We start from the raw sequence: 21,878 nt of genomic DNA on the forward strand, positions 1-21,878 counted from the left end.
ATTATTTTTAGGAGTGAAAAAATGGCAAAGAGGCTATTTTTAGAGGATGAGCATAAAAAATTAAAGGCTAAGTTTTTTGAGTTTGCAAATTGGTGGATGCCCTTAGAATATGTAGGAACAGTAAAAGAACACCTTGCTGTAAGATATGAAGTAGGTATTTTTGATATATCCCACATGGGAAGAATTGTAGTTAATGGCAAAAACTCTAAAGACCTCCTTCAATATACAACTTCTAACGACATTAATAAATTACACCCAGGAAAGGCTCAGTATTCTTTAGTTTTAACCCCTCAAGGAACAATTATGGATGATATTCTCGTATATATGATTTCAGAAGAAGAATTTCTATTAATAGTAAATGCTACTAATACAGAGAAAATATTTAATTGGCTATTAGAAAATAATAAAAAGTTTAATGTCTATATTGAAGATATAACCTTTCAAACAAATCTATTAGCTATTCAGGGACCAGAAGCTGAGAAAATTGTTCAAAAATATACAAATTATCCTTTAAATAATATTCCATATTATTATTTTGTAAAGGACAAAATAATAAATAAAAATGTTATAATATCAAGAACTGGATATACAGGAGAAGACGGTTTTGAGATTGTTGTATCTATAGAGGATGTGAAAGAAATTTTTAACATCTTTACACAAGAAGAAAAAATAACACTTTGCGGGCTTGGAGCAAGAGATACCTTAAGGTTAGAAATGGGGTATCCCTTATATGGTCATGAATTAGATGAAAACACAACCCCTTGGGAAGCAAATTTAGGATGGGTTGTAAAGTTGGAAAAAGGTGAATTTATTGGAAAGGATGCTTTGATTGATAAAAGAGATAAAAAAACAAAAACCCTAAATGGATTTGAGCTTTTGGAAAATGGTATTCCGAGAGCAGGATATGAAGTCTATAGTTATGAAGAAAAAATAGGTTATGTGACAAGTGGAAATTATTCCCCTATATTGAAACGAGGAATTGGATTATTATATAATAATTCAACTCATGAAGAAGTAAGAATTAAAGCAAGAGATAAATTTTTAAAAGCTAAAATTGTCAAGCCCCCCTTTGTTAAGAATACATCTATAAAGAAAGGAGAGAAGAAAAATGTATCCTGAAAATCTTAAATATTCAAAAGAACATGAATGGGTAAAATTAGAAGGAAATATTGCAATTGTTGGTATCTCTTTTTATGCTCAAGAAGAACTTGGTGATATTGTTTACGTAGATCTACCAGAAATAGGTAAAACTGTAAAACAAAATGATGTATTAGCTGTAATTGAATCTGTAAAATCTGCTTCCGATGTATATTCACCCATATCAGGTAAGGTAATAGAAGTAAATGAAAAACTTAAAGAAAAACCAGAAATAATAAATGAAGATCCCTACAATGACGGCTGGATCGCAAAATTGGAAATTAGTAATCCTAAGGAATTAGACACACTAATGAATGCAGAGGAGTATAAAAAATTTATAGGAGCTTAAATATGGCTTATATCCCCCATACTCTAAAAGAAATTTTAGAGATGCTAAAAGCCATAGGAGTAAGTAGTACTGAGGAGTTATTCAACGATATACCAGATGATATTAAGAAAAAAGCGAAAGAGAATTTTATTTTGCCTCCTCCAATATCAGAAATAGATCTTATCAACGAGATACAAAATTTAGCTCAAAAAAATAAAGGCGAAAAATTTATATCCTTCTTAGGGGGTGGTGCTTATAAACACTATATACCCTCCTTTGTTAAAATAGTAGCTCAATTTCCCAACTTCTATACTTCCTATACTCCATATCAGCCTGAAATTAGTCAGGGAGTTTTACAAGCCATATTTGAATATCAAAGTCTTATATGCGATCTTACTCAGATGGATGTAGCTAATGCTTCCCTTTATGAAGCAGGCTCAGGTATTTGTGAAGCAGTTCTCATGGGAGTAAGGATAAATGGTAAAAAAGAAGTTTTAGTATCCGAAGGGTTACATCCAGAATATTTAGAGACACTTTATACATATTTAGGAGCTCAAGAAATTAACATTGTAAAGATTCCACTTAATAAAAATGGTGAAACAGATATTGATTTTCTAAAAGAAAAAGTATCCAATAATACTTCCTCTGTAATTATTCAAAACCCTAATTTTTTTGGAGTTATAGAAAAGGAATTAGAAGAAATAGAAAAAATAACCCACCAACATGATTCTTTACTAATACTTTCCATATATCCTATATCCTTAGGAATTTTAAAAGCTCCAGGAGAGTACAATGTGGATATTGTAGTCGGAGAAGGCCAATCTTTAGGTATACCATTAGGCTTTGGTGGGCCATATTTAGGTATCTTGGCTACAAAAAGAGAATATATAAGGCAAATGCCTGGGAGAATTGTAGGAGAGACAAGGGATATAAATAATAAGAGAGGATTTGTAAATACTCTTCAAACCCGTGAACAACATATAAGAAGAGCAAAAGCCACATCTAATATATGCACAAACGAAGCTCTCACAGCAATAATGGCTACAGTATATATGTCTCTTTTAGGCAAGAAGGGTATTAGAAAAATTGCCGAAATTTGTTTCTCTAGAACTCATTATTTAAAGGATTCTTTAACTAAAGAAGGTTTTGAATTAACCTATCCTAATTCCTATAATTTTAACGAATTTGTTTTAAAAACTCCAATAGATAGTAATATAGTTATAGATGCACTCAAGAAAAAAAATATTATAGCAGGAATTCCTCTTAAAAGGTTCTATCCTGAAAGAGAAAAAGAAATCCTCATTGCAGTTACTGAGATGAATTCATTAGATGATATTAGCTTTTTAGTAACTTCTTTAAAGGAGGTCATATATAAAAATTGAATAAAGAAATACCTCTCCTAAAAGATTTACATGATAATAACAGACCTACAATCAATCTTCCAGATCCTTTAGAAGATTATCTTCCAGAGAGGATCTTACCTGAAAAATTAATAAGAAAAGACATACCTATTCCTCAAATAAGTGAGCCAGAAGTAGTGAGACATTTTACCAATCTTTCTCAAAGAGGTTATGGGGTTGATACAGGTTTCTACCCTTTAGGTTCATGTACCATGAAATATAATCCCAAAATAAATGAAGAAATAGCAAGCTTTCCATCATTTGCTAATTTACATCCCTATACTCCAGAAGATTTATCCCAGGGAAGTTTAGAAATTATCTATAAACTTGGAGAATATCTATCTAATATAACAGGCATGGATAAATTTACCTTTCAACCTTCTGCAGGAGCTCATGGAGAACTTACAGCATTGTTAATTATTAAAGCATATTTTAAAGACAAAGGAGAGAAAAGAAACATTGTATTAGTTCCAGATTCAGCCCATGGTACAAATCCTGCAAGTGCAACAATGGCAGGATTTGAAACTATAGAAATACCATCTGATGAAAGAGGACTTGTAAATCCTAATATATTAGCAAAATATCTAAATAAAGATGTGGCTGTTTTAATGCTAACTAATCCAAACACTCTTGGTCTTTTTGAAAAAGATATATTGAAGATTTCCCAAATGGTACATGAGACAGGAGCTCTTCTATATTATGATGGAGCAAATTTAAATGGTATCATGGGATATGCAAGACCTGGTGATATGGGATTTGATGCTGTCCATATAAACCTTCATAAAACTTTTTCCACTCCCCATGGAGGTGGAGGCCCAGGAGCGGGTCCTGTAGGTGTAAAATCATTTTTAAAAGATTATTTACCAAAACCAACAGTAGAATTTGATGGAGAAAGGTATTATCTTAATTATGATATCAAAAAAAGTATAGGAAGAGTAAGAACGTTTTATGGAAATTTTTTAGTACTTCTAAAAGCTTATTGCTATATTAGACTTCTTGGATCTGAAGGTTTGAAGAATGTTACCGAAATGGCTGTATTAAATGCCAACTATTTAAAAGAAAATTTAAAAAATCTTTTCCATCTACCTTACCCCGATCTCTGTAAACATGAATTTGTCCTCTCTGGTAAAAAACAAAAAGAAAAAGGAATTAAAGTACTTGATATAGCTAAAAGACTACTTGATTATGGAGTACATCCTCCCACAATATATTTTCCTCTTATAGTAGAAGAAGCTTTAATGATCGAGCCTACAGAAACTGAAACCAAATATACCTTAGATCAATTTGTAGAAATTTTAAAAACTATTATTAAAGAGAGTGAGGAAAATCCTGATATATTAAAATCAGCCCCTCATAATACACCTGTAGGTAGATTAGATGAAGTATATGCAGCTAAAATGCTAAAGGTAAACTGGAAATGATATCAGTAAAACCTATTAGAACCCTTCCACTAAGTATCACAGGGGAATGGTGTGCTTTGCAATGTGATCATTGTAAGGCTCACTTTTTAAAAAATATGACAAATATAGATCATCTTTCAAAAAAGCTTGAGTTAAATTATTTCAAAAGTATTTTGGTTAGTGGCGGATATAATAAGGAAGGCTATCTTCCCCTCTCAAAATCCTCTATAAATCTTATGAAAAAATTAAAAGAATCAGGATATAAACTAAACTTTCATATGGGTCTTATAGATGAAAAAACAATTAAACATTTAATATCACTACCAGATATGGTTTCATATGATTTGATGTTAGATGACTTTGTTATTAAAAATATTTTTCATCTTAAGGATAAGAATAGTAACGATTTTAAAGAAGAATACTTTATGATAAAAGAATATTTTCCAATAAGTCCTCATATCTTAATGGGAGCTAATTATGGAAAGATAGAAAAAGAATATGAAGAAATAGATTTTTTATCTAAAGATCATATTCCTGAGAAAATTATATTCATTGTAATTACTCCCATTCAAAATACGCCTTTCCAAGAAATATCTTTACCTTCTATAAAAGAAGTTGAAGAACTTTGGAATTATGCTAAGAAAAAACTTCCTAATACTAGGTTTTATCTTGGATGTGTACGCCCAAATGGTAATTATAGATATGAATTAGATTCTTTAGCTATAGATCTTAACTTTCATGCTATTGTTAATCCTCACCCTGAAGCTATAAAATCCCAGAATAATATAAAAATCTTTGAAGAATGCTGTGCCTTATTATGAGATTTGGAATTTCTTTGGGTAGTTTGGAAGTACTTAAAAGGAAATATATAAAAGAAGATTCACCAACAACATTATATCTTATGACACTACAAAGGTGTCTCAATAATTGTGCCTTCTGCACCCAAGCAAGTGAAAGTCATGCTGATGCTTTTATGCTTTCAAGAATTACATGGCCCCTCATAGAAATAGAAGATTTAATAAACCTATTAGAGGAATATAATCCTTTTAAAAGATTATGTTTTCAAGTGACAAATCATCTAAGTTGGGAAAAAGAATTAATTGAAACTATAAAACTATTTAAAAACCTCAATTTACCTATTTCTATTTCTGCCCCCTTCAATAACATATCTCATATGGAAAAATTCTTCGAATTAGAAATTGATAGAATAAACATATCTATTGATGCGGTAGGAAAAGATCTTTTTAGAAAAATAAAATATGGAGAATTTGAAGAAAGATTAGAGTTTATTAAAGAAGCAAGTATAAAGTTTCCTTCTCAAATCACATCTCATATAATTGTAGGATTAGGAGAAAAGGAAAAGGAGTTAGTTTACATTATAGATAAGTTATCAAAATGGAAGGTAACAGTAGCTTTATTTGCATTTACACCTCTAAGTGGAACCCATCTTGAAAACATGAACCCTCCTAATTATTACAAATACAGAAAAATACAACTTATAACATTCCTTTTACAAAGAAAATTAATCTCTTTTGATGAATTATCTTTTGATAAAAATGACAATCTATTAATTACGGGGGATATTTTATCATTAGCTGAGCCTTTTTTTGAAATAATTTTTAAAACAACTGGATGCCCTAATTGCAACAGACCTTATTATAATGAAAGCCCAAGAATAGTACCTTATAACTTCCCAAGAAATTTAAAAGATATAGAGATTGAAGAGATAAAAGATCTACTAAGAAATGGAAAGGCAAGAATTAGTTTATAAAACATTAAAAATAGTACGTGATTATGCCAAAGCTAATCATTTAAAAATCTATATAGTAGGTGGTTTTGTAAGGGATTACCTTATTGGAAAAGAACTAAAGGACGTAGACTTTTTAATTTACCCTTCAAATTATAATTTTTTATTTGATCTAACTAACCTTTTTAACGGTAAACTTATTAAGTTAGATGAGGAGCGAGAGTATTACAGAATAATTATAAATAATAATGATGGAGACATCATTTTAGATTTTACCCCCATATATGAAAACAATTTACTATTAGAACTTCTAAGGCGTGATTTTACTATAAATTCTATTGCATTAAATCTTTCCAGCTTTAAAATAATTGATCCTTTAAATGGTTTAAAAGATTTAGAAAGAGGAATACTAAGAATATCTTCACCTAACTCCTTTAAGGAAGATCCTTTAAGGATTCTAAGAGCTTTTAGATTTTTAGGATATGGTTTTAAAATAGAAAAAAATACTTATGAGAAGATTATAGAAGATAAAGAAAAATTAAAATCAGTGAAGGCAGAAAGAATACATGATGAAATTTACAAAATACTAAGTTTGTCATTCTCAAGTTATTTATGGATTAAAATGGTAGATACAAAAGTTTTAGAAGTTATTTTACCAGAGCTTTTTATATTAAAAGATATTCCGTGGAGTAATCCCCACCATGAAGATCCATTGATGCACTCTATAAGTTCTTTATCTGCTCTTGAAGATATAATATACAATATAGAATCTATTTTTCCAGAATCATATCAACAAATCCTAACATACTTAAATGAGAAACTTTTTTCAAACTATACAAAGCTTGAAACTCTAAAATTAGCAGTATTACTTCATGATATAGGTAAATCTGAAACTTTTTCTATCGATGAAGCCTCTTTAGTTCATTACTATGGACATTCACAAAAAGGAGTTGAACTTTTAGATAATATAGGAGAAAGATTGAAGTTAAGTAAAAAAGAAATAATTTTTTTAAAAAAACTTATTGGGACTCATATGTACCCTTTAAGCTTCATACAAAATCCAGTATCAGACCCTATTTATAAATTCATTTTAAGAGTAAAAGATGATGTACCTGCTTTGATACTACTCTTTATGGCTGATCAAATATCTATTAAAGGTAAAATAGAAAACTTGAATTGGTATAGGAAAATTTTAAATGAATTTTTCAAAATAAAAAATATTCCTAAACCCTTATTAACAGGTAATGAAATCATGGAAATATTTAATCTAACCCCGTCTCCCCTAATAGGTAAATTAAAAGAAAAGCTTATAGAAGCACAGATGAATAATAAAATATCTACAAGAGATGAAGCCATAAGATACCTTGAAGAAATATTGAAAAATGAAACCAATAGCTAAAAAAATAATTGAATATACTATGAATGATCTTTTTTATAAATTAAATTTTCCTTTTGAGTGGGGAATAGAAAGTTTTTATCAATTATACTTTTATGAAAAAGGAGAAGAACGAATAATAGAAGAAAGTTTCAAAAATTATAAGATCTTTCAGAAATGGATGAACTCACATAACATTATTCTCTCTGATTTTATAGAAAAACTAAAAAGCATTAGAGATATAAGGAGTGATTTTTTAAGCTTTAAACGCTCTTCTCTTAAAAATTTAATTGGAGATTTATACAATATTATAGACGATATCAGAATATTTATTGAAAAAAATAGCATACCTTTGCCTCAAGATATCTACATACCAGACATTAACATATTAGGTCCTGAAAATTTTATATGGGAAGTTCTCTCTTTTTATATCAAGTCTACAAGATTTATTACATTCTCTATCAATTTTTTTAATTATCCCCAAATATCTGAAGAAATAATTCTTTATAACGACAGAAAATATTTTCCTGAACATTCTTACAAGTTAATAGATGAAAAAGTATATCTTCAAGACTTAATTCTATCTTGGTCGGGAATACCTTCCCAAAACTATATAAAAGAATTTTATCTTCCAAAAGATATAAAGTTAGAAGATGGACTTGAATATTTTACAATAAAAAACAAAATATTTATCTTTCATAAATAATCAATTCCAATTTCTTTAACCAAAATTCCCCACTTGCATCCTTCTCAAGAATTATCTCTATAATATTTGTTTGACCTACTATCCAGTACTTTGTAACATCAAAAGAAGGAGTAATATAATATTCACTGCCAAAATCAAAACCTGAAATCACATTTTTTGAGTTTACAAATATGGAAATAGGAGCCCATGTTTCTTCAGTCATAAAAGAAGAACTCATACCTGTAATCTTTAAAACTACTCTTTTGGGATTAAAAAGAGGAGTTACTGGAGTATATAACTTCAACTGTCCTTCTGCCCTTAACATAGCCAAATGATATTCCCCATTACTTCTTTCTAATACTACTCCTTTTCCCATCTCAAAAACTAAATTTCCCTTGGGAGGATTTTTAGAGAAATCAATGGTAAAACTTTGTTTTGCAAGTCCTATATTTAGTAAAAATAAAAGCATTATAAAAAGAAACATATATCTTTTCATGCTTAAACCTCCTTTTATTCTTCTTTTTTAGCTCTTGGATGAGCCTTTGTGTAAATATTTCTTATCTGTTCTGAAGTAAGATGAGTATAAATCTGAGTTGTAGAAATTCTTACATGACCCAGAAGCTCTTGTACATACCTAAGATCAGCTCCTCCTTCTAAAAGGTGTGTGGCAAAGGTATGTCTTAAAATATGAGGAGAAACCTTTTTTTCTAAAAATTTAGTATATCTTTTCAAAATTAACCTTACTCCACGATCTGTAATTCTTTCTCCTTTAGCATTTAGAAAAAATGCCTTTTCAGGTTTCTTCAATAGTTTAGACCTTACATGATCATTATAAAGCTGTAATATCTTTAAAGTATTTTCTTCAATTATCACTACTCTTTCTTTAGCCCTTTTTCCAAAAACTCTTATCTCTCCATAATTCCAATTAATATCTTCCTCATTTATACCTACAAGCTCACTTACTCTTATCCCTGTAGCATATAGAGTCTCTAAAATAGCTCTATCTCTTATACCCAAAAGATTATCTAATGATGGAGCATCGAGAAGTTTATATACCTCATCAATAGATAAAAACTGAGGCAATCTTTTCTCTATTTTAGGTATAGGAATGAAAACAGTAAGATCTTCTTTAATTTTATCATAGGTAAGAAGATATTCAAAAAAACTTCTTAAAGAAGTTAATTTTCTTGCAATAGTACTCTTCTTATAGTTTTTTTGAGCAATATTTTGTATGTAAGACCTGATCACTCTTTTATTCGTAAAATCCAAATCTCTCTCTTTACAATAATTATAGAAATCCAAAAGATCAATATTATAACCTCTCAAAGTATTTGGAGAATAATTACGTTCAAATCTCAAATAATTAAGATATCCTTCTATTTCTTTTTTTAAATCCAATTTTGTCATTTCTATATATTGATCGCAAACCTCCTTATCATATCCTCAAGATCCCTTAATGCTCTCTCGGCATATAATCTATTTCTCATCTTCCTATCTTTAACAGGCATATCTAAGGGAGTCAAAATTCCAAAATTAGCATTCATAGGCTGAAAATTCTTTACAGGTACTTTAGTAGTCACATAACCAATAAGAGCCCCTATCATTGTAGTATGAGGTAATATTATAAGTGGTTTTCCTTTATATAAACGAGCTGCATTTATTCCAGCTATTATTCCCATACTCGCAGATTCCATGTATCCTTCTACACCAATAATCTGACCAGAAAAAAATATTCTCTCGTCTTTAGCAAATTGTAAGGTTGGTTTTAAAAATTTAGGGGCATAGAAATAGGTATTTCTATGCATTACCCCATATCTTGCAAATTCAGCATTTTCAAGTCCAGGAATTAATCTAAAAACCCTCCTTTGCTCTTGAAATTTAAGTCTTGTCTGAAAACCCACCATGCTATAAAGGGTTTTTTGTATATTTTCTGGTCTCAATTGAACCACAGCATAAGGCTCTTTGCCTGTTTTTGGATCTGGAAGACCAACAGGTTTCATAGGACCATAACGTAATGTATCTATACCTCTTCTTGCCAAAATTTCTATAGGAAGACATCCCTCAAAATATTTTTCTTCACCAGGGAAATGTGATTCCACTACATCGGCATTTATCAATTCATTCACAAACCTTTTATATTCTTCCTCATTCATAGGACAGTTTAAATATGCCTCTTCCCCTTTACCATATCTTGAAGCACTATAAACCTTCTCAAAATTTATACTATCAGCATAAATAATAGGTGATACTGCATCATAAAAATACAGAGAATCCGTATCTAATATTTCAGTTAAATATTGAGCAAAATCAGAAGAAGTTAGAGGTCCCGTAGCCACAATAACAACTCCATCAGAAGGAATTTTTTTGACTTCCTCTCTTATTATAGTTACATAAGGATTTTCCATTAATATCTGTTGCACCTTTTTAGCAAAGAGTTCTCGATCAACTGCCAAAGCAACACCGGCTGGAACCTTCGTTTCTTCAGCAACTTTAAGAACTAAGGAATCAAGCCTCCTCATTTCCTCTTTTAAAAGTCCTGAGGCATTTGTAATCTCTGTAGATTTAAAGGAATTACTACAGACAAGTTCAGCTAAATATTCCGTTTTATGAACAGGAGTCATAACTTGTGGTCTCATTTCGTATATCTCTACAGGAATTTTTCTTTTAGCAAGTTGCCAAGCAGCCTCAGCTCCTGCAAGTCCTCCACCTATGATTTTGACTTTTTCCATTTTCTATTCCTCCCTTTCTTCCATAATATGTAGTTACAATCATTATTACTACATTTTTTAAATCTGTTGCTCTCTAAAAGAGTACTACCACATATTGGACACTTTTCGTGAGTAGGCTCATAGGGCGATGCAAAAGTACATTTAGGATAATTTAAGCATCCCCAAAAAGTCTTTCCTTTTTTAGATCTTTTTTTAACAACAGTACCTCCACAGAGAGGACATTTGCCTTTTGCTTCATCATATATTGGTTTCGTATACTTGCAGTCTGGATATCGTGAACAAGCATAATATTTACCATTTTTATTTTCTCTAAGTTGCAAATCACTTTCACAAATGGGACATTTTTCATCAGTTTTTTCAGCAATTTGTACCCTATCTGAATTTTTATAAACTTCCTCTAACTCTTCTTTAAACTTTGGATAAAACCTCTTCAAAACATCTATGGCTTCGACTTTTCCTGTCTCAATTTTATCTAGATCTTCTTCCATCTTTGCTGTAAATTTCACATCAATTAGATTAGGGAATTTCTCGACTAAAAACTCATTAACAACTTTACCTAAGGTAGTAGGTACTAAAAATCTGTCCTTAACAACCACATATTCTCTTTCTTTTAACGTTTCTATGATAGTAGCATAGGTGCTTGGCCTTCCTACTCCATATCTTTCTAAGGTTCTCACCAAAGTAGCCTCAGAATATCGAGATGGAGGTTTTGTAAAATGCTGTTCCGGATATAGATTAAGAAGATTTAAAAGATTACCTTTTTCTGGAATAAATTCTACTTGTTTATCAGTTTCAGATTCTTCCTCCTCTTCATGATAAACTAACATAAAACCAGGAAATTTAAGTTTCCTTCCTTTTGACAAAAATAGATACTTATTTCCTTCCACATATATTTCTACCACATCATAGATAGCTGGAGCCATCTGACTTGCGATAAATCTTTCCCATATAAGTTTATAAAGCTTAAATTGATCTTCTGAAAGATAAGGCCTCACCATTTCTGGTAATCTAAAGACTGAAGTTGGCCTTATAGCCTCATGAGCATCTTGAACACCAAGTTTCTTCTTCGTCTTTTTCTCCCCTCCGACAAATTCTTTTCCAAAATTCTCTTCTATATATTTAATAGCCTCTATTCTTGCTTCAGGAGCTATTCTGGTAGAATCGGTTCGCATATAAGTTATAAGTCCTATTCTCTCTTCTCCAATATCTATACCCTCATAAATAGTTTGAGCAATTTTCATAGTCTTTCCAACAGGAAAGGCATATCTTCTTGAGGCCTCTTGTTGTAAAGTACTTGTTATAAAAGGTTGAGGTGAGGACTTTTTCTCTTCCTTTTTAATTACATCTTTTACTATATAATTTATTCCTTTTAACTCTTCTAATATCTTATTCACTTCCTCTTCATTTTTTAAATTGACTTCTTTACCTTCATATGATATGAGTCTTCCATATATTTTCTTATTTGTTTTATCTGAAAACTCTCCCCATATATACCAATATTCTTGGGGTATAAATTGCTCAATCTCCTTTTCTCTTTCACAAATAAGCCTCAGAGCTACTGATTGTACTCTCCCGGCAGAAAGTCCTCTTTTAACCTTTTTCCATAAAAGAGGACTAAGTTCATACCCAACTAATCTATCCAAAATTCTTCTTGCTTGTTGGGCTTCTACTTTACTGATATCAAGATCCCTTGGATTATTTATTGCTTCTTGTACTACCCTTGGAGTTATCTCATGAAATTCTACTCTTGAGAATTTATCTTTTGGAATATTTAATACATTAACAAGGTGCCAAGCAATAGCTTCTCCTTCTCTATCAGGGTCTGTAGCTAAGTAAAAATGATCTGCTTCTTTTAATAGTTCCTTTAGATTCTTAACAACTTCTTTTCTTGAAGGGATGATTACATATTTAGGCTTAAAATTATCCTTTATGTCTACCCCAAGTTCCTTCTCGGGTAGATCTCTTACATGACCATAAGAAGCAACTACTTTGAATTCTTTACCAAGTATTTTTTCAATTGTTTTTGCTTTAGCTGGAGATTCAACTATTATAATCTTTTTATTTTTCACTATAAATTATCACTCCTTCTCCCATATCTATTCCCTGGAAATTCTTCTACAAGGCCTTTGGCTTGTAAAGAAACTATTATAAACATTAATTTTGATATATCCATGTTTAATTTGATCATTAAATCCTCAATAAATATAGGATTAAAATTTAAAAATTGCAATACCTTTTTTTCATCTTCTGTTAAAATAACATCTCTTTTAGGTTTATAAATAAAAGGTATGTGAAATTCTTCTAATATATCTATTATATCTAACACCATTTTTGCTCCTTCTTGAATTAACTTATTTGTTCCTTTACTTCTTTCATCTATTATTCTCCCTGGAACAGCAAAAACCTCTCTCCCTTCATTCAATGCAAAACTTGCTGTTATTAGAGCCCCACTTTTCTCTCCTGCTTCAATTACAAATACCCCCTCAGATATTCCGCTAATAATCCTATTTCTTTGTGGAAAGGTATATCTTGTAGGTCTTGTACCTAAAGGATACTCACTTATTAAGGCTCCATTTTCTACTATTCTTTCTGCTAAAATTCTATTTCCAGAAGGATATATAAAATCTAAAGAACTACCAAGAATCCCATATGTTCTTCCTCCACCCTCTAAAGCTCCTTTATGAGCATATGTATCTATCCCATAAGCAAGACCACTTACTATTATAAATCCATATTTTACTAATTCTCTTGAGAAATACTCAGAGATTTTAATTCCATATTGGGTGGGTCTTCTTGTTCCTACAATAGCTATATATCTTTTACCAATAATATTTCCTCTATATGTGAGAAATAACGGAGGATTTTTTATCTCTTTGAGTAAAGGTGGATATTCTTCGTCCCATAAAGTTGTAAGTTTATAGTCTTTTTTAACAAGTTTTTCCCACAAGTCTTCCCAAGAAATCTTTCTTTTAAAAATTATAAATTCTTGGATCAAGGAAGAATACGAGAATCTTTCAAGAATTTCCTTATCTGACAAAAGGAAAAGTTCTGGTGGCGAAATAAAATCTATCCATTCCCTCCATCTTCTATATAAAGGAGGAAAATAACTTAAAGAATATATAAATGGTTTATCCTTGGGATTATAATTATACATTAATTATCAAAATATTAGGGGGACTAAAATAATCCCCCTAATATTTCTTTTAAAGAATAAAGTAAAGAATAAATAATACAGCCAATATGATTAACACTGGATTTAATTTTTTAATTTTCCCTGTAAGAAGGTTTAATATTACATAAGAAAGAATACCAAATATTAACCCATTCGCTACCGAATAGGTAAAAGGCATAGCCACTATAGTAATAAAAGCAGGAAGAGCTTCCCCTATTTCCTTTAAATTGACTTTTAATATAGGTTCCATCATAAGGAAACCGACAATAACTAAGGCAGGAGCAGTAGCGGAAGATGGTATAATCCCAGCAAGAGGCCAAAAAATTACAGATAAGAGGAAAAGCAATCCTACTACTAATGAGACAGCTCCTGTTTTACCTCCTTCTGCTATTCCTGCTGCAGATTCAATATATGTAGTTATAGTTGAGGTTCCACACAATGCTCCAACTACAGTTCCTACCGCATCAGAAACTAAAGCTCTATCAGAACCCTCAAAACTTCCATCCTCCCTAAGCATATTAAGCTTAGCTGCAAGTCCCGAAATAGTACCTACAGTATCAAACATATCTACAAAAGTAAATGTAAAGATTATAGAAAATAATCCCCATTTTAGAGCCCCTAAAATATCTAATGCTAAAAAGGTTTTAGAAAACTCTTCCCAATTAGGAAGGGCTATTATATTTCCTGTAAAATAGGTGATAGGTTGACCATTGGAACCTTTTACAAAAATGCCTATAAATGTGGTAATTAATATCCCTAATAATATATTTCCTTTAACGTTCAATGCCATAAGTAAAGCAATAATAATAATCCCAAAAATAGAAAGCAAGGTTTCTGGAGATCCTAAATTGCCTAAGGATATTAAAGTAGCATCATTCTTTACTACAATTCCTGCAGATTTTAATCCTATAAGAGCTATAAAAAGTCCTATACCTACTGAGGTTGCCATCTTAATATTAAGTGGTATAGCTTGTACAATCCATCTTCTTACTGGAAGAATTGATAAAATTAAAAAAATGATCCCATCTATAAATACTGCTCCTAATGCAACTTGCCAAGGAAGACCTATTCCTTTACATACAGAATAAGCAAAATATGCATTAAGTCCCATACCAGGAGCCAAAGCAAAAGGAAGTTTTGCATACAATCCCATAGTCAAAGTAGCAATTCCAGCCCCAATAGCGGTTGCAATCAAAACAGCACCTTTTGGCATTCCTGCATCTCCTAATATGTTGGGGTTTACAAACAAAATATAAGCCATGGTAATAAAAGTAGTAAGCCCTGCAATGATCTCGTTAGACCAATTAGTCTTAAATTTCTCAAAGCCAAAATATCTCTCCAAAGCTTTAATCAATACAAAAACCCCCTTTCATTAATTTTAAAGATTGGAAACAAAATCCTCTAAACCTCGAAAGGTTAGAGCCTCAATTAAATGACTTTCTTTAATCTCTTCACTACTTTCTAAATCTGCTATAGTTCTTGTAACCTTTATAATTCTATCAAAAGATCTCATGGATAATTTCATTCTTTCAGCTGTATTTAATAATAAATCCCTAATTCTTGGATTTAGGCTAACATATTTTTTGATAAGTTTTGGAGTTAATTGGGAATTTAAATATATTTTCTCGGATTTATATCTTTCATATTGAATCTCTCTTGCTTTTTTTACTCTTTCTCTAATCCTTTCTGATGATTCCTCAAGATTATCATTAAAGATCTTTTCTTTCTCTACTCTATTCACATAAACCCTTATATCAATTCTGTCTAAAAGTGGACCTGATACCTTACTCCAATATTTTTTTACATCATAAGGAGTACAAGTACATTCTTTCTCTTTATCACCAAAATATCCACATTTACAAGGATTCATACCAGCCACTAAAACAAATTGAGCTGGATATGTAACAGTATACTTAGATCTTGAAATTACAATCTTCCCCTCTTCTAATGGCTGTCTTAATCCCTCCAAAACATCTCTTCTAAACTCTGGTAGTTCATCTAAAAACAAGATTCCTTTATGGGCAAGAGTAATTTCCCCGATTTGAGGAGAGACCCCTCCCCCTAAAAGTCCAGCATAAGATATAGTATGATGAGGATTCCTAAAAGGCCGTTTTTGTATTAAAGAATCTTCTACTAATAAACCTGCAGCACTATATATTTGAGTAACTTCAAAAGCCTCTTCATAAGTCAATGGGGGAAAAATGGAAGAAAAGGCCTTTGCCAAAAGAGTCTTACCTGTACCCGGTGGACCTACTAAAAGAACATTATGTCCACCAGATGCCGCTACTTCTAATGCTCTTTTAGGGAAATAATGCCCTTTTATAAAAGAGAAATCTTCTTCATAAACTGGATTATGTTCAGGATATTGAAATTTAACAGGAGATAAATTTATTTCCCCTAAAAGAAATCTCACAATTTGGGAAAGATGAGAAACAGGATAAATTTCAATCCCATCTATTAAACTACATTCAAATTCATTTTCCTTTGGTACAAATACTTTATTGTATCCATTATTTTTCAAACCATATACAATAGATAAAATCCCTTTTCCTTTTCTTATCCTTCCATCAAAAGCAAGTTCACCTAAGAAAGCAGTCTTTTCATTATCAAAGTGAAAATTCATAAATGTGGAAAGGATTCCTAAAGCAATTGGTAAATCAAATAAGGGTGTATCTTTTTTCAAATCCGCAGGGGCTAAATTTATAGTCACTCTTTTTAAAGGAAATTCAAAACCAGAATTTTTTAATGCAGATCTAACCCTCTCCTTAGATTCTTGCACTTCTTGTTCAGCCAATCCTACTATATTAAAGCTTGGAACTCCAGAAGTAATATCTACCTCAATTTCAATATCATAACATTTCAATCCCCATAAAGTAGCAGATTTAACCTTAGAAAGCATTTGTTATATGCTCCCATTTATCTACTTTCCCTAAAGGAGAAATATAAATACTTATAACATCAAACCTTACACCTTTCATTTTCTGAAATCTATTCTTAAATTTTGCCATAAAAACTTCAGCTATCATCCTTATCCTCTCTTGTTTTTTCAAATCTACTGCTTCAATAGGTAAACCATACTTATTTGATCTTCTTGTTTTAACCTCTATAAAAACTAAAATTCCATTTCTTTCAGCTACAATATCTATCTCTCCTAAAGACATTCTTAAATTTCTATATAATATAGAATATCCTTCCTTTTCTAAAAGATTTACAGCAAAATCTTCTCCTAATTTTCCAATATCTTGATTACTCACAAAAGTCTAAATCTCCTTCTGTGGATATCAAGCACTCCTAACGATTTTATCTTTTCTCTATGTTCCTTAGTTGCATAACCTTTATGTTTTCTAAATCCATAATCAGGATATTTTTCATCAAGAGTCCTCATATATCTATCTCTCAAGACCTTAGCCACGATAGAAGCAGAAGCCACATTTAAACAATACCTATCTCCTTTAATCACCGTTTCTTGTGGTATATCTAAATCTGGAATACTAATATTACCATCTACTAAGATATACTCAGGCTTTACTCTAAGGCTGTCTATAGCTCTTTTCATTGCAATAAGAGTGGCTTTCAAAATGCCAAACCTTTCTATCTCTTCCACATTAGCAAAACCGTAACTCCAACAAACAGCCTCTTCTTTAATCTTTTCAAAAAGAATTTCCCTTTCTTCTGGCTTTAACATTTTGGAATCTTTAACGGTAATATTAGAAAAAGGAGGTAAGATTACAGCTCCAGCATATACAGGACCTGCTATGGCTCCCCTACCTGCCTCATCTACTCCCGCTATATATTTGAAATAATTCCAAAGTCTTCTCTCTATGTCTCCTATTTCACCAATCCTATTCTTTGGGGTGGCCATAAAAGTAATACCGCTTTTCCCACTAAATTTTTCTTAGGTACAAATCCCCAATATCTACTATCCACACTCACAGGCCTGTTATCCCCTAATACAAAATAACTATCCTTTGGTACTTGTATTGGTCCATAATTATCACTACTTTTATTTTTTACATAAGGTTCATCTAAAGCTCTACCATTCACATATACTATTCCATTTTTTATCTCTATGGTATCCCTAGGAAGACCTATTAACCTTTTTACATACTCCTTAGTAGTATCTTGGGGGTATTTAAAAACTATAACCTCTCCCCTTCTTGGCTCTCTAAAATAATAAGGGATTCTTATAACCAAAACTGCTTCCTTTTCATTTAAAGTAGGTATCATAGAACCAGTAGGAATGTAAGATATCTGCAATATAAATGTCTTTATTAAAAAGGCTAATATAAAAGCAAATATAATAGTTTCAAGAAGATCGTACCATTCATGCTTCTTCAATTCTTGTCTCTTACTAAGTATAAGATTCCAAAATTCCAGTAATTTATCCTTCATTTTCTACCCTCTCAGCAATCTTGGCACTCTTACCTTTTCTTTCTCTTAAGTAATAAAGCTTAGCTCTTCTAACCTTTCCTCTCTTTACAACTTCAATCTTTTCCACAAAAGGTGAATGAATTGGAAAAATTCTTTCCACACCTATTCCTTGTACAACCTTTCTTACAGTAATAGTTTCTCTAATACCACCATGCTTTTTAGCAATAACAACCCCTTCATACACCTGAATTCTTTCTTTATCTCCTTCTACAATACGATAATGAACCCTAACAGTATCACCAGGCCATATTTGTGGTAAATCCTTTTTCATAAATTCTTTTTCAAGATTCTGAATTATAAGATCCATTTTTTACCTCCTCTCTTAGTTCTCTTTTAATTTCTTCTAACAATGAAAAATCTTCTTCAGAAAGTCTTGTTTTCTGGAGTAAATCAGGCCTTCTAAGTAGTGTTCTTCTTAAGGCTTCTTTTCTTCTCCATCTCCTAATCTTTTCATGATCCCCAGATAACAATACTTCTGGTACTTTTAAGCCTTCAAAGTCTCTGGGATGAGTATAATGAGGATACTCCAAAATTCCCCATTGAAATGATTCTTCTCTTAAAGAATTAGGATCTCCTATAGCCCCAGGAATAAGTCTTACTACTGCATCAACTAAAACCATAGCAGGAATTTCTCCACCACTTAAAACATAGTCTCCTATAGAGACTTCCCTGGTTATTATAGTTTTTACTCTTTCATCTATGCCTTCATATCTTCCACATATGATTATTAGATGACTTTTCTGTGCAAATTCTTCTGCCAATTTTTGACTAAAAAGATCTCCTGATGGCGAAAGAAGTATTACTTCTGAATCCTCTTTCTTTAAGGCTCTCACAGCTCTAAATATAGGCTCTGGTTTCATTACCATTCCAGAGCCACCACCATAAGGATAATCATCAACTGATCTATGCTTATCAGTAGTATAATCCCTTAAATTATGGATAGAAATATCCACCAACCCTTTTTCTTTCGCTCTTTTTATTATGCTTACATTAAAAGGGCCTTCAAACATCTCTGGAAATATGGTAATAATATCAATCTTTATCATAACTAATACTCTTGCATCTTTTTAATAATAATTTTTCCTTCCTTTAGATCTACTTTTACTACTACATCTTTAATAGCAGGAATACAAATCTCTTCTTCTCCCTCCACTACAAAAACATCATTGCTTCCTGTTTCTAAAATCTCCTTCACAGTTCCCAAATATTTTCCTTCCAATTCATATACAGGAAGACCCATTATTTGGTAAGAATAAAAATAACCTTCTGGTAGAACCGGTAAATCTTCTTCTTCTAATAGAAGCCAGTTTCCTTTTAGTTTTTCTGCATCTGTTCTATTTTTTATTTCAGTAAAATAAACAACAAACCCTTTATTATGTTTTCTTATATATTCCAATGATAGTTCCTTCTTTACAATAAGGGTATCTCCCCAAGACAAGTATATCCTCTGTCCCTTCTTTAAATCTAATAGATAGTCGTAGAAGGGCCATATCTTTAATCCACCTTTTATTCCAAAAGGCTCTCCTATCTTAGCTATTCTTACCAAACGAGAAGCCATCCCTCATTGTAGTACTTCTATTACCACCTTTTTACCCTTTTTAAGACCCGCTACTCTTATTATCGTCTGTAAAGCTTTAACAGTTTGTCCCTGCTTTCCAATAACTCTACCCCTATCCTCTGGGGCTACTTTTACTTCAAGTATTACTGACTTAGTTCCTTCTACTTCTCTAACCTCAACCTCTTCAGGTTTCTGAACAATAGCTTTAACAATATACTCTAATAACTCTTTCATTAACAAAAGCCCCCTTTATGCAGAACTTTTAACAGTTCTCTTTAAGGCAAGGAACTTATCCCAAACACCATACTTCTTGAGCAAACCAAGAACAGTATCGGTAGGTTGGGCTCCTTGACTTAGCCAATATAATATTCTTTCTTCTTTTAATTGTACAGTGGCTGGATCAGTCTTAGGATCATAATATCCTAAGATCTCTAAATGTTTACCATCTCTTGGTTCTCTACTATCCATAGCCACTATTCGATATGCTGGACTATTTTTTGCTCCAATCCTTGTTAAACGAATCTTTACCAAATTTCTTCACCTCCTTCTTAGATTTATTTTATCTTAAAAATGGAAAGAAAGATTTTTTACCTTTATTTAATTGTTTTATCAAATCTAAAGTTTGAAAATACTGTTTTAATAATCTATTCACATCTTGTACAGAAGTACCACTACCTTTGGCAATTCTTAATCTTCTACTCCCATTTATTATGGAAGGATTTCTTCTCTCTTCTGGAGTCATCGACTCTATTATAGCAAGAAATTTTTTAATTTCCTTTTCTCCTACTTCTGGTTTAATTTTATCTTTTGGCACATAAGGTAACATATCTAAAATCTGATCAAATGATCCCACTTTTTTAAGTTCTTTAAGTTGAATATAGAAATCTTCAAGATCAAATTTTGACTTTTTAAGCTTTTCCTCTAATTTTGCCATTTTTTCCATTTCAATATTCTTTTCTATACGCTCAACTAAGGATGTGAGGTCACCCATTCCAAGGATTCTTGACGCAAATCTATCAGGATAGAAATATTCCAAATCTTCAATCTTTTCTCCTACTCCAATAAACTTTATAGGCTTACCTGTTACAGCTTTTATAGATAAAGCTGCACCACCTCTAGCATCACCATCTAACTTAGTAAGAATTACACCTGTAATTGGTAAAAGTTCGTTAAATTTTTCTGCTATATTCACGGCATCCTGCCCTGTCATTCCATCCACTACTAAGAGAATCTCTGAGGGTTCAAAGTTTTTATTTAAATCCTCTAATTCTTTCATCATCTCCTCATCAATATGTAGCCTACCAGTAGTATCTACAATCATGACATCCGCCAATCTTTCTTGTGAAAATTTTATCGCTCCTTCAATTATTTCTTGTGGGTTTTTACCATCTACATAAACCGGGACCTTTATTTTTTCTCCCAAAACCTGTAACTGTTTTTTAGCTGCTGGTCTAAAAGTATCTGCACCTACAAGCACCACTCTTCTTTGTTCCTGTAAAAGCCTATATGCAAGCTTTGCAGCTGTAGTAGTCTTACCAGATCCTTGAAGTCCTACTAAGAAAATAATTCCTGGTTTTCTAACCCCAATATTAATATTAGCCCTATCCCCTCCAAGAATATTAATTAATTCATAATAAAGAATTTTAATAATTTGCTCAGCAGGTGTAACACTTCTAAAAACTTCTTCCTGTAATGCCTTAGCCTTTACATTATTAAGAAGCTCTTTCACTACTTTGTAATGAGCATCTGCCTCTAAGAGAGCTTGTCTTATATCCCTTAGAGCTTCTTCAATATCTTTCTCTGAGAGCCTTCCTTTTCCTCTCAGTCTTCTAAAAATATCCTGCAATCTACCTGTTAAATTTTCAAACATTTTTATCTTTCTTCCCCATAAATTTAAATTTTCACACTTAGCATAC

Annotated in this window: 24 protein-coding genes; 8 read left to right on the forward strand and 16 right to left on the reverse strand. The window is 31.5% G+C overall.

Annotated features, from left to right (window positions below):
• The first annotated feature begins 21 nt into the window (after positions 1–21).
• From gcvT to ACY3JJ_RS07955, 8 genes are read left to right on the forward strand one after another with little or no spacing between them, the layout of a single operon-like run.
• Positions 22–1,119, forward strand: coding sequence for a glycine cleavage system aminomethyltransferase GcvT (gene gcvT / locus ACY3JJ_RS07920; protein ID WP_463091510.1), 1,098 nt, complete (start codon positions 22–24; stop codon positions 1,117–1,119).
• Positions 1,109–1,486 carry a glycine cleavage system protein GcvH gene (gcvH, locus tag ACY3JJ_RS07925; protein WP_463091511.1) on the forward strand — a complete coding sequence of 126 codons (378 nt, stop codon included), beginning with the start codon at positions 1,109–1,111 and terminating at the stop codon, positions 1,484–1,486. Before gcvT ends, gcvH begins: the two co-directional genes overlap by 11 nt.
• 2 nt (positions 1,487–1,488) lie before the next feature.
• Entirely contained in the window at positions 1,489–2,847 is a 1,359-nt protein-coding gene (gene gcvPA, locus ACY3JJ_RS07930; protein ID WP_463091512.1) for an aminomethyl-transferring glycine dehydrogenase subunit GcvPA, read from the forward strand.
• An 8-nt stretch (positions 2,848–2,855) separates the two neighbouring features.
• Positions 2,856–4,286, forward strand: a complete 1,431-nt coding sequence (gene gcvPB / locus ACY3JJ_RS07935; RefSeq protein WP_463092598.1) for an aminomethyl-transferring glycine dehydrogenase subunit GcvPB — start codon at positions 2,856–2,858, stop codon at positions 4,284–4,286.
• On the forward strand, positions 4,283–5,086 hold the full coding sequence (locus ACY3JJ_RS07940; protein ID WP_463091513.1) for a radical SAM protein: 804 nt from the start codon (positions 4,283–4,285) through the stop codon (positions 5,084–5,086). The genes gcvPB and ACY3JJ_RS07940 overlap by 4 nt, the downstream gene beginning before the upstream one ends.
• Positions 5,083–6,036: a radical SAM protein gene (locus ACY3JJ_RS07945; RefSeq protein WP_463091514.1), complete on the forward strand. Its 954-nt coding sequence runs from the start codon at positions 5,083–5,085 to the stop codon at positions 6,034–6,036. The genes ACY3JJ_RS07940 and ACY3JJ_RS07945 overlap by 4 nt, the downstream gene beginning before the upstream one ends.
• Positions 6,011–7,411: an HD domain-containing protein gene (locus ACY3JJ_RS07950; RefSeq protein WP_463091515.1), complete on the forward strand. Its 1,401-nt coding sequence runs from the start codon at positions 6,011–6,013 to the stop codon at positions 7,409–7,411. The genes ACY3JJ_RS07945 and ACY3JJ_RS07950 overlap by 26 nt, the downstream gene beginning before the upstream one ends.
• Positions 7,395–8,093 carry a DNA repair protein Rad50 gene (locus ACY3JJ_RS07955; RefSeq protein ID WP_463091516.1) on the forward strand — a complete coding sequence of 233 codons (699 nt, stop codon included), beginning with the start codon at positions 7,395–7,397 and terminating at the stop codon, positions 8,091–8,093. Before ACY3JJ_RS07950 ends, ACY3JJ_RS07955 begins: the two co-directional genes overlap by 17 nt.
• On the opposite strand, the gene ACY3JJ_RS07960 is transcribed toward ACY3JJ_RS07955, so the two are convergent.
• Genes ACY3JJ_RS07960 through ffh form a run of 16 tightly spaced genes read right to left on the reverse strand, consistent with a single transcriptional unit; the run spans position 8,077 to position 21,832 of the window.
• Positions 8,077–8,568 carry a hypothetical protein gene (locus ACY3JJ_RS07960; RefSeq protein ID WP_463091517.1) on the reverse strand — a complete coding sequence of 164 codons (492 nt, stop codon included), beginning with the start codon at positions 8,566–8,568 and terminating at the stop codon, positions 8,077–8,079. The two genes, ACY3JJ_RS07955 and ACY3JJ_RS07960, sit on opposite strands and share 17 nt — an antisense overlap.
• Positions 8,569–8,582: 14 nt before the next feature.
• Complete coding sequence (xerA, locus tag ACY3JJ_RS07965) at positions 8,583–9,479, reverse strand: site-specific tyrosine recombinase/integron integrase (protein WP_463083517.1); 897 nt, start codon at positions 9,477–9,479, stop codon at positions 8,583–8,585.
• Positions 9,480–9,481: 2 nt separating this feature from the next.
• Entirely contained in the window at positions 9,482–10,801 is a 1,320-nt protein-coding gene (gene trmFO / locus ACY3JJ_RS07970) for a methylenetetrahydrofolate--tRNA-(uracil(54)-C(5))-methyltransferase (FADH(2)-oxidizing) TrmFO (RefSeq protein ID WP_463091518.1), read from the reverse strand.
• The gene (gene topA / locus ACY3JJ_RS07975) at positions 10,780–12,870 is read right to left on the reverse strand and encodes a type I DNA topoisomerase (protein WP_463091519.1); all 2,091 of its coding nucleotides are present in this window, start codon (positions 12,868–12,870) and stop codon (positions 10,780–10,782) included. The genes trmFO and topA overlap by 22 nt, the downstream gene beginning before the upstream one ends.
• The gene (gene dprA, locus ACY3JJ_RS07980; RefSeq protein ID WP_463091520.1) at positions 12,870–13,955 is read right to left on the reverse strand and encodes a DNA-processing protein DprA; all 1,086 of its coding nucleotides are present in this window, start codon (positions 13,953–13,955) and stop codon (positions 12,870–12,872) included. Before dprA ends, topA begins: the two co-directional genes overlap by 1 nt.
• A 49-nt stretch (positions 13,956–14,004) precedes the next feature.
• Positions 14,005–15,327: an NCS2 family permease gene (locus ACY3JJ_RS07985; RefSeq protein ID WP_463091521.1), complete on the reverse strand. Its 1,323-nt coding sequence runs from the start codon at positions 15,325–15,327 to the stop codon at positions 14,005–14,007.
• 24 nt (positions 15,328–15,351) lie between these two features.
• Entirely contained in the window at positions 15,352–16,872 is a 1,521-nt protein-coding gene (locus tag ACY3JJ_RS07990) for a YifB family Mg chelatase-like AAA ATPase (protein ID WP_463091522.1), read from the reverse strand.
• On the reverse strand, positions 16,862–17,227 hold the full coding sequence (locus ACY3JJ_RS07995) for a YraN family protein (RefSeq protein WP_463091523.1): 366 nt from the start codon (positions 17,225–17,227) through the stop codon (positions 16,862–16,864). The genes ACY3JJ_RS07990 and ACY3JJ_RS07995 overlap by 11 nt, the downstream gene beginning before the upstream one ends.
• Positions 17,224–17,835, reverse strand: coding sequence for a ribonuclease HII (locus ACY3JJ_RS08000; RefSeq protein ID WP_463091524.1), 612 nt, complete (start codon positions 17,833–17,835; stop codon positions 17,224–17,226). Before ACY3JJ_RS08000 ends, ACY3JJ_RS07995 begins: the two co-directional genes overlap by 4 nt.
• Positions 17,802–18,365 (reverse strand): signal peptidase I, encoded by a 564-nt coding sequence (gene lepB / locus ACY3JJ_RS08005; protein WP_463091525.1) that lies wholly within the window; start codon positions 18,363–18,365, stop codon positions 17,802–17,804. Before lepB ends, ACY3JJ_RS08000 begins: the two co-directional genes overlap by 34 nt.
• Positions 18,355–18,711: a 50S ribosomal protein L19 gene (rplS, locus tag ACY3JJ_RS08010; protein WP_463083508.1), complete on the reverse strand. Its 357-nt coding sequence runs from the start codon at positions 18,709–18,711 to the stop codon at positions 18,355–18,357. Before rplS ends, lepB begins: the two co-directional genes overlap by 11 nt.
• Positions 18,686–19,450, reverse strand: a complete 765-nt coding sequence (gene trmD, locus ACY3JJ_RS08015) for a tRNA (guanosine(37)-N1)-methyltransferase TrmD (RefSeq protein WP_463091526.1) — start codon at positions 19,448–19,450, stop codon at positions 18,686–18,688. Before trmD ends, rplS begins: the two co-directional genes overlap by 26 nt.
• A gap of 2 nt (positions 19,451–19,452) precedes the next feature.
• Positions 19,453–19,962 carry a ribosome maturation factor RimM gene (rimM, locus tag ACY3JJ_RS08020; protein ID WP_463091527.1) on the reverse strand — a complete coding sequence of 170 codons (510 nt, stop codon included), beginning with the start codon at positions 19,960–19,962 and terminating at the stop codon, positions 19,453–19,455.
• A gap of 3 nt (positions 19,963–19,965) precedes the next feature.
• Positions 19,966–20,196 (reverse strand): KH domain-containing protein, encoded by a 231-nt coding sequence (locus ACY3JJ_RS08025; RefSeq protein WP_148806647.1) that lies wholly within the window; start codon positions 20,194–20,196, stop codon positions 19,966–19,968.
• A 15-nt stretch (positions 20,197–20,211) separates the two neighbouring features.
• The gene (gene rpsP / locus ACY3JJ_RS08030) at positions 20,212–20,493 is read right to left on the reverse strand and encodes a 30S ribosomal protein S16 (protein WP_463091528.1); all 282 of its coding nucleotides are present in this window, start codon (positions 20,491–20,493) and stop codon (positions 20,212–20,214) included.
• A 28-nt stretch (positions 20,494–20,521) separates the two neighbouring features.
• Positions 20,522–21,832 carry a signal recognition particle protein gene (ffh, locus tag ACY3JJ_RS08035; RefSeq protein ID WP_463091529.1) on the reverse strand — a complete coding sequence of 437 codons (1,311 nt, stop codon included), beginning with the start codon at positions 21,830–21,832 and terminating at the stop codon, positions 20,522–20,524.
• Between the last annotated feature and the right edge of the window lie 46 nt (positions 21,833–21,878).

The sequence above is a fragment of the Dictyoglomus sp. DH genome (assembly GCF_055181375.1).

Coding starts and splice junctions, on each gene's coding strand:
- gcvT (WP_463091510.1), top strand. CDS start 22: ATGGCAAAGAGGCTATTTTTAGAGGATGAGCATAAAAAATTAAAGGCT.
- gcvH (WP_463091511.1), top strand. CDS start 1,109: ATGTATCCTGAAAATCTTAAATATTCAAAAGAACATGAATGGGTAAAA.
- gcvPA (WP_463091512.1), top strand. CDS start 1,489: ATGGCTTATATCCCCCATACTCTAAAAGAAATTTTAGAGATGCTAAAA.
- ACY3JJ_RS07940 (WP_463091513.1), top strand. CDS start 4,283: ATGATATCAGTAAAACCTATTAGAACCCTTCCACTAAGTATCACAGGG.
- ACY3JJ_RS07945 (WP_463091514.1), top strand. CDS start 5,083: ATGAGATTTGGAATTTCTTTGGGTAGTTTGGAAGTACTTAAAAGGAAA.
- ACY3JJ_RS07950 (WP_463091515.1), top strand. CDS start 6,011: ATGGAAAGGCAAGAATTAGTTTATAAAACATTAAAAATAGTACGTGAT.
- ACY3JJ_RS07955 (WP_463091516.1), top strand. CDS start 7,395: ATGAAACCAATAGCTAAAAAAATAATTGAATATACTATGAATGATCTT.
- ACY3JJ_RS07960 (WP_463091517.1), bottom strand. CDS start 8,568: ATGAAAAGATATATGTTTCTTTTTATAATGCTTTTATTTTTACTAAAT.
- xerA (WP_463083517.1), bottom strand. CDS start 9,479: ATGACAAAATTGGATTTAAAAAAAGAAATAGAAGGATATCTTAATTAT.
- trmFO (WP_463091518.1), bottom strand. CDS start 10,801: ATGGAAAAAGTCAAAATCATAGGTGGAGGACTTGCAGGAGCTGAGGCT.
- dprA (WP_463091520.1), bottom strand. CDS start 13,955: ATGTATAATTATAATCCCAAGGATAAACCATTTATATATTCTTTAAGT.
- ACY3JJ_RS07990 (WP_463091522.1), bottom strand. CDS start 16,872: ATGCTTTCTAAGGTTAAATCTGCTACTTTATGGGGATTGAAATGTTAT.
- ACY3JJ_RS08000 (WP_463091524.1), bottom strand. CDS start 17,835: ATGGCCACCCCAAAGAATAGGATTGGTGAAATAGGAGACATAGAGAGA.
- lepB (WP_463091525.1), bottom strand. CDS start 18,365: ATGAAGGATAAATTACTGGAATTTTGGAATCTTATACTTAGTAAGAGA.
- rplS (WP_463083508.1), bottom strand. CDS start 18,711: ATGGATCTTATAATTCAGAATCTTGAAAAAGAATTTATGAAAAAGGAT.
- trmD (WP_463091526.1), bottom strand. CDS start 19,450: ATGATAAAGATTGATATTATTACCATATTTCCAGAGATGTTTGAAGGC.
- rimM (WP_463091527.1), bottom strand. CDS start 19,962: ATGGCTTCTCGTTTGGTAAGAATAGCTAAGATAGGAGAGCCTTTTGGA.
- ACY3JJ_RS08025 (WP_148806647.1), bottom strand. CDS start 20,196: ATGAAAGAGTTATTAGAGTATATTGTTAAAGCTATTGTTCAGAAACCT.
- ffh (WP_463091529.1), bottom strand. CDS start 21,832: ATGTTTGAAAATTTAACAGGTAGATTGCAGGATATTTTTAGAAGACTG.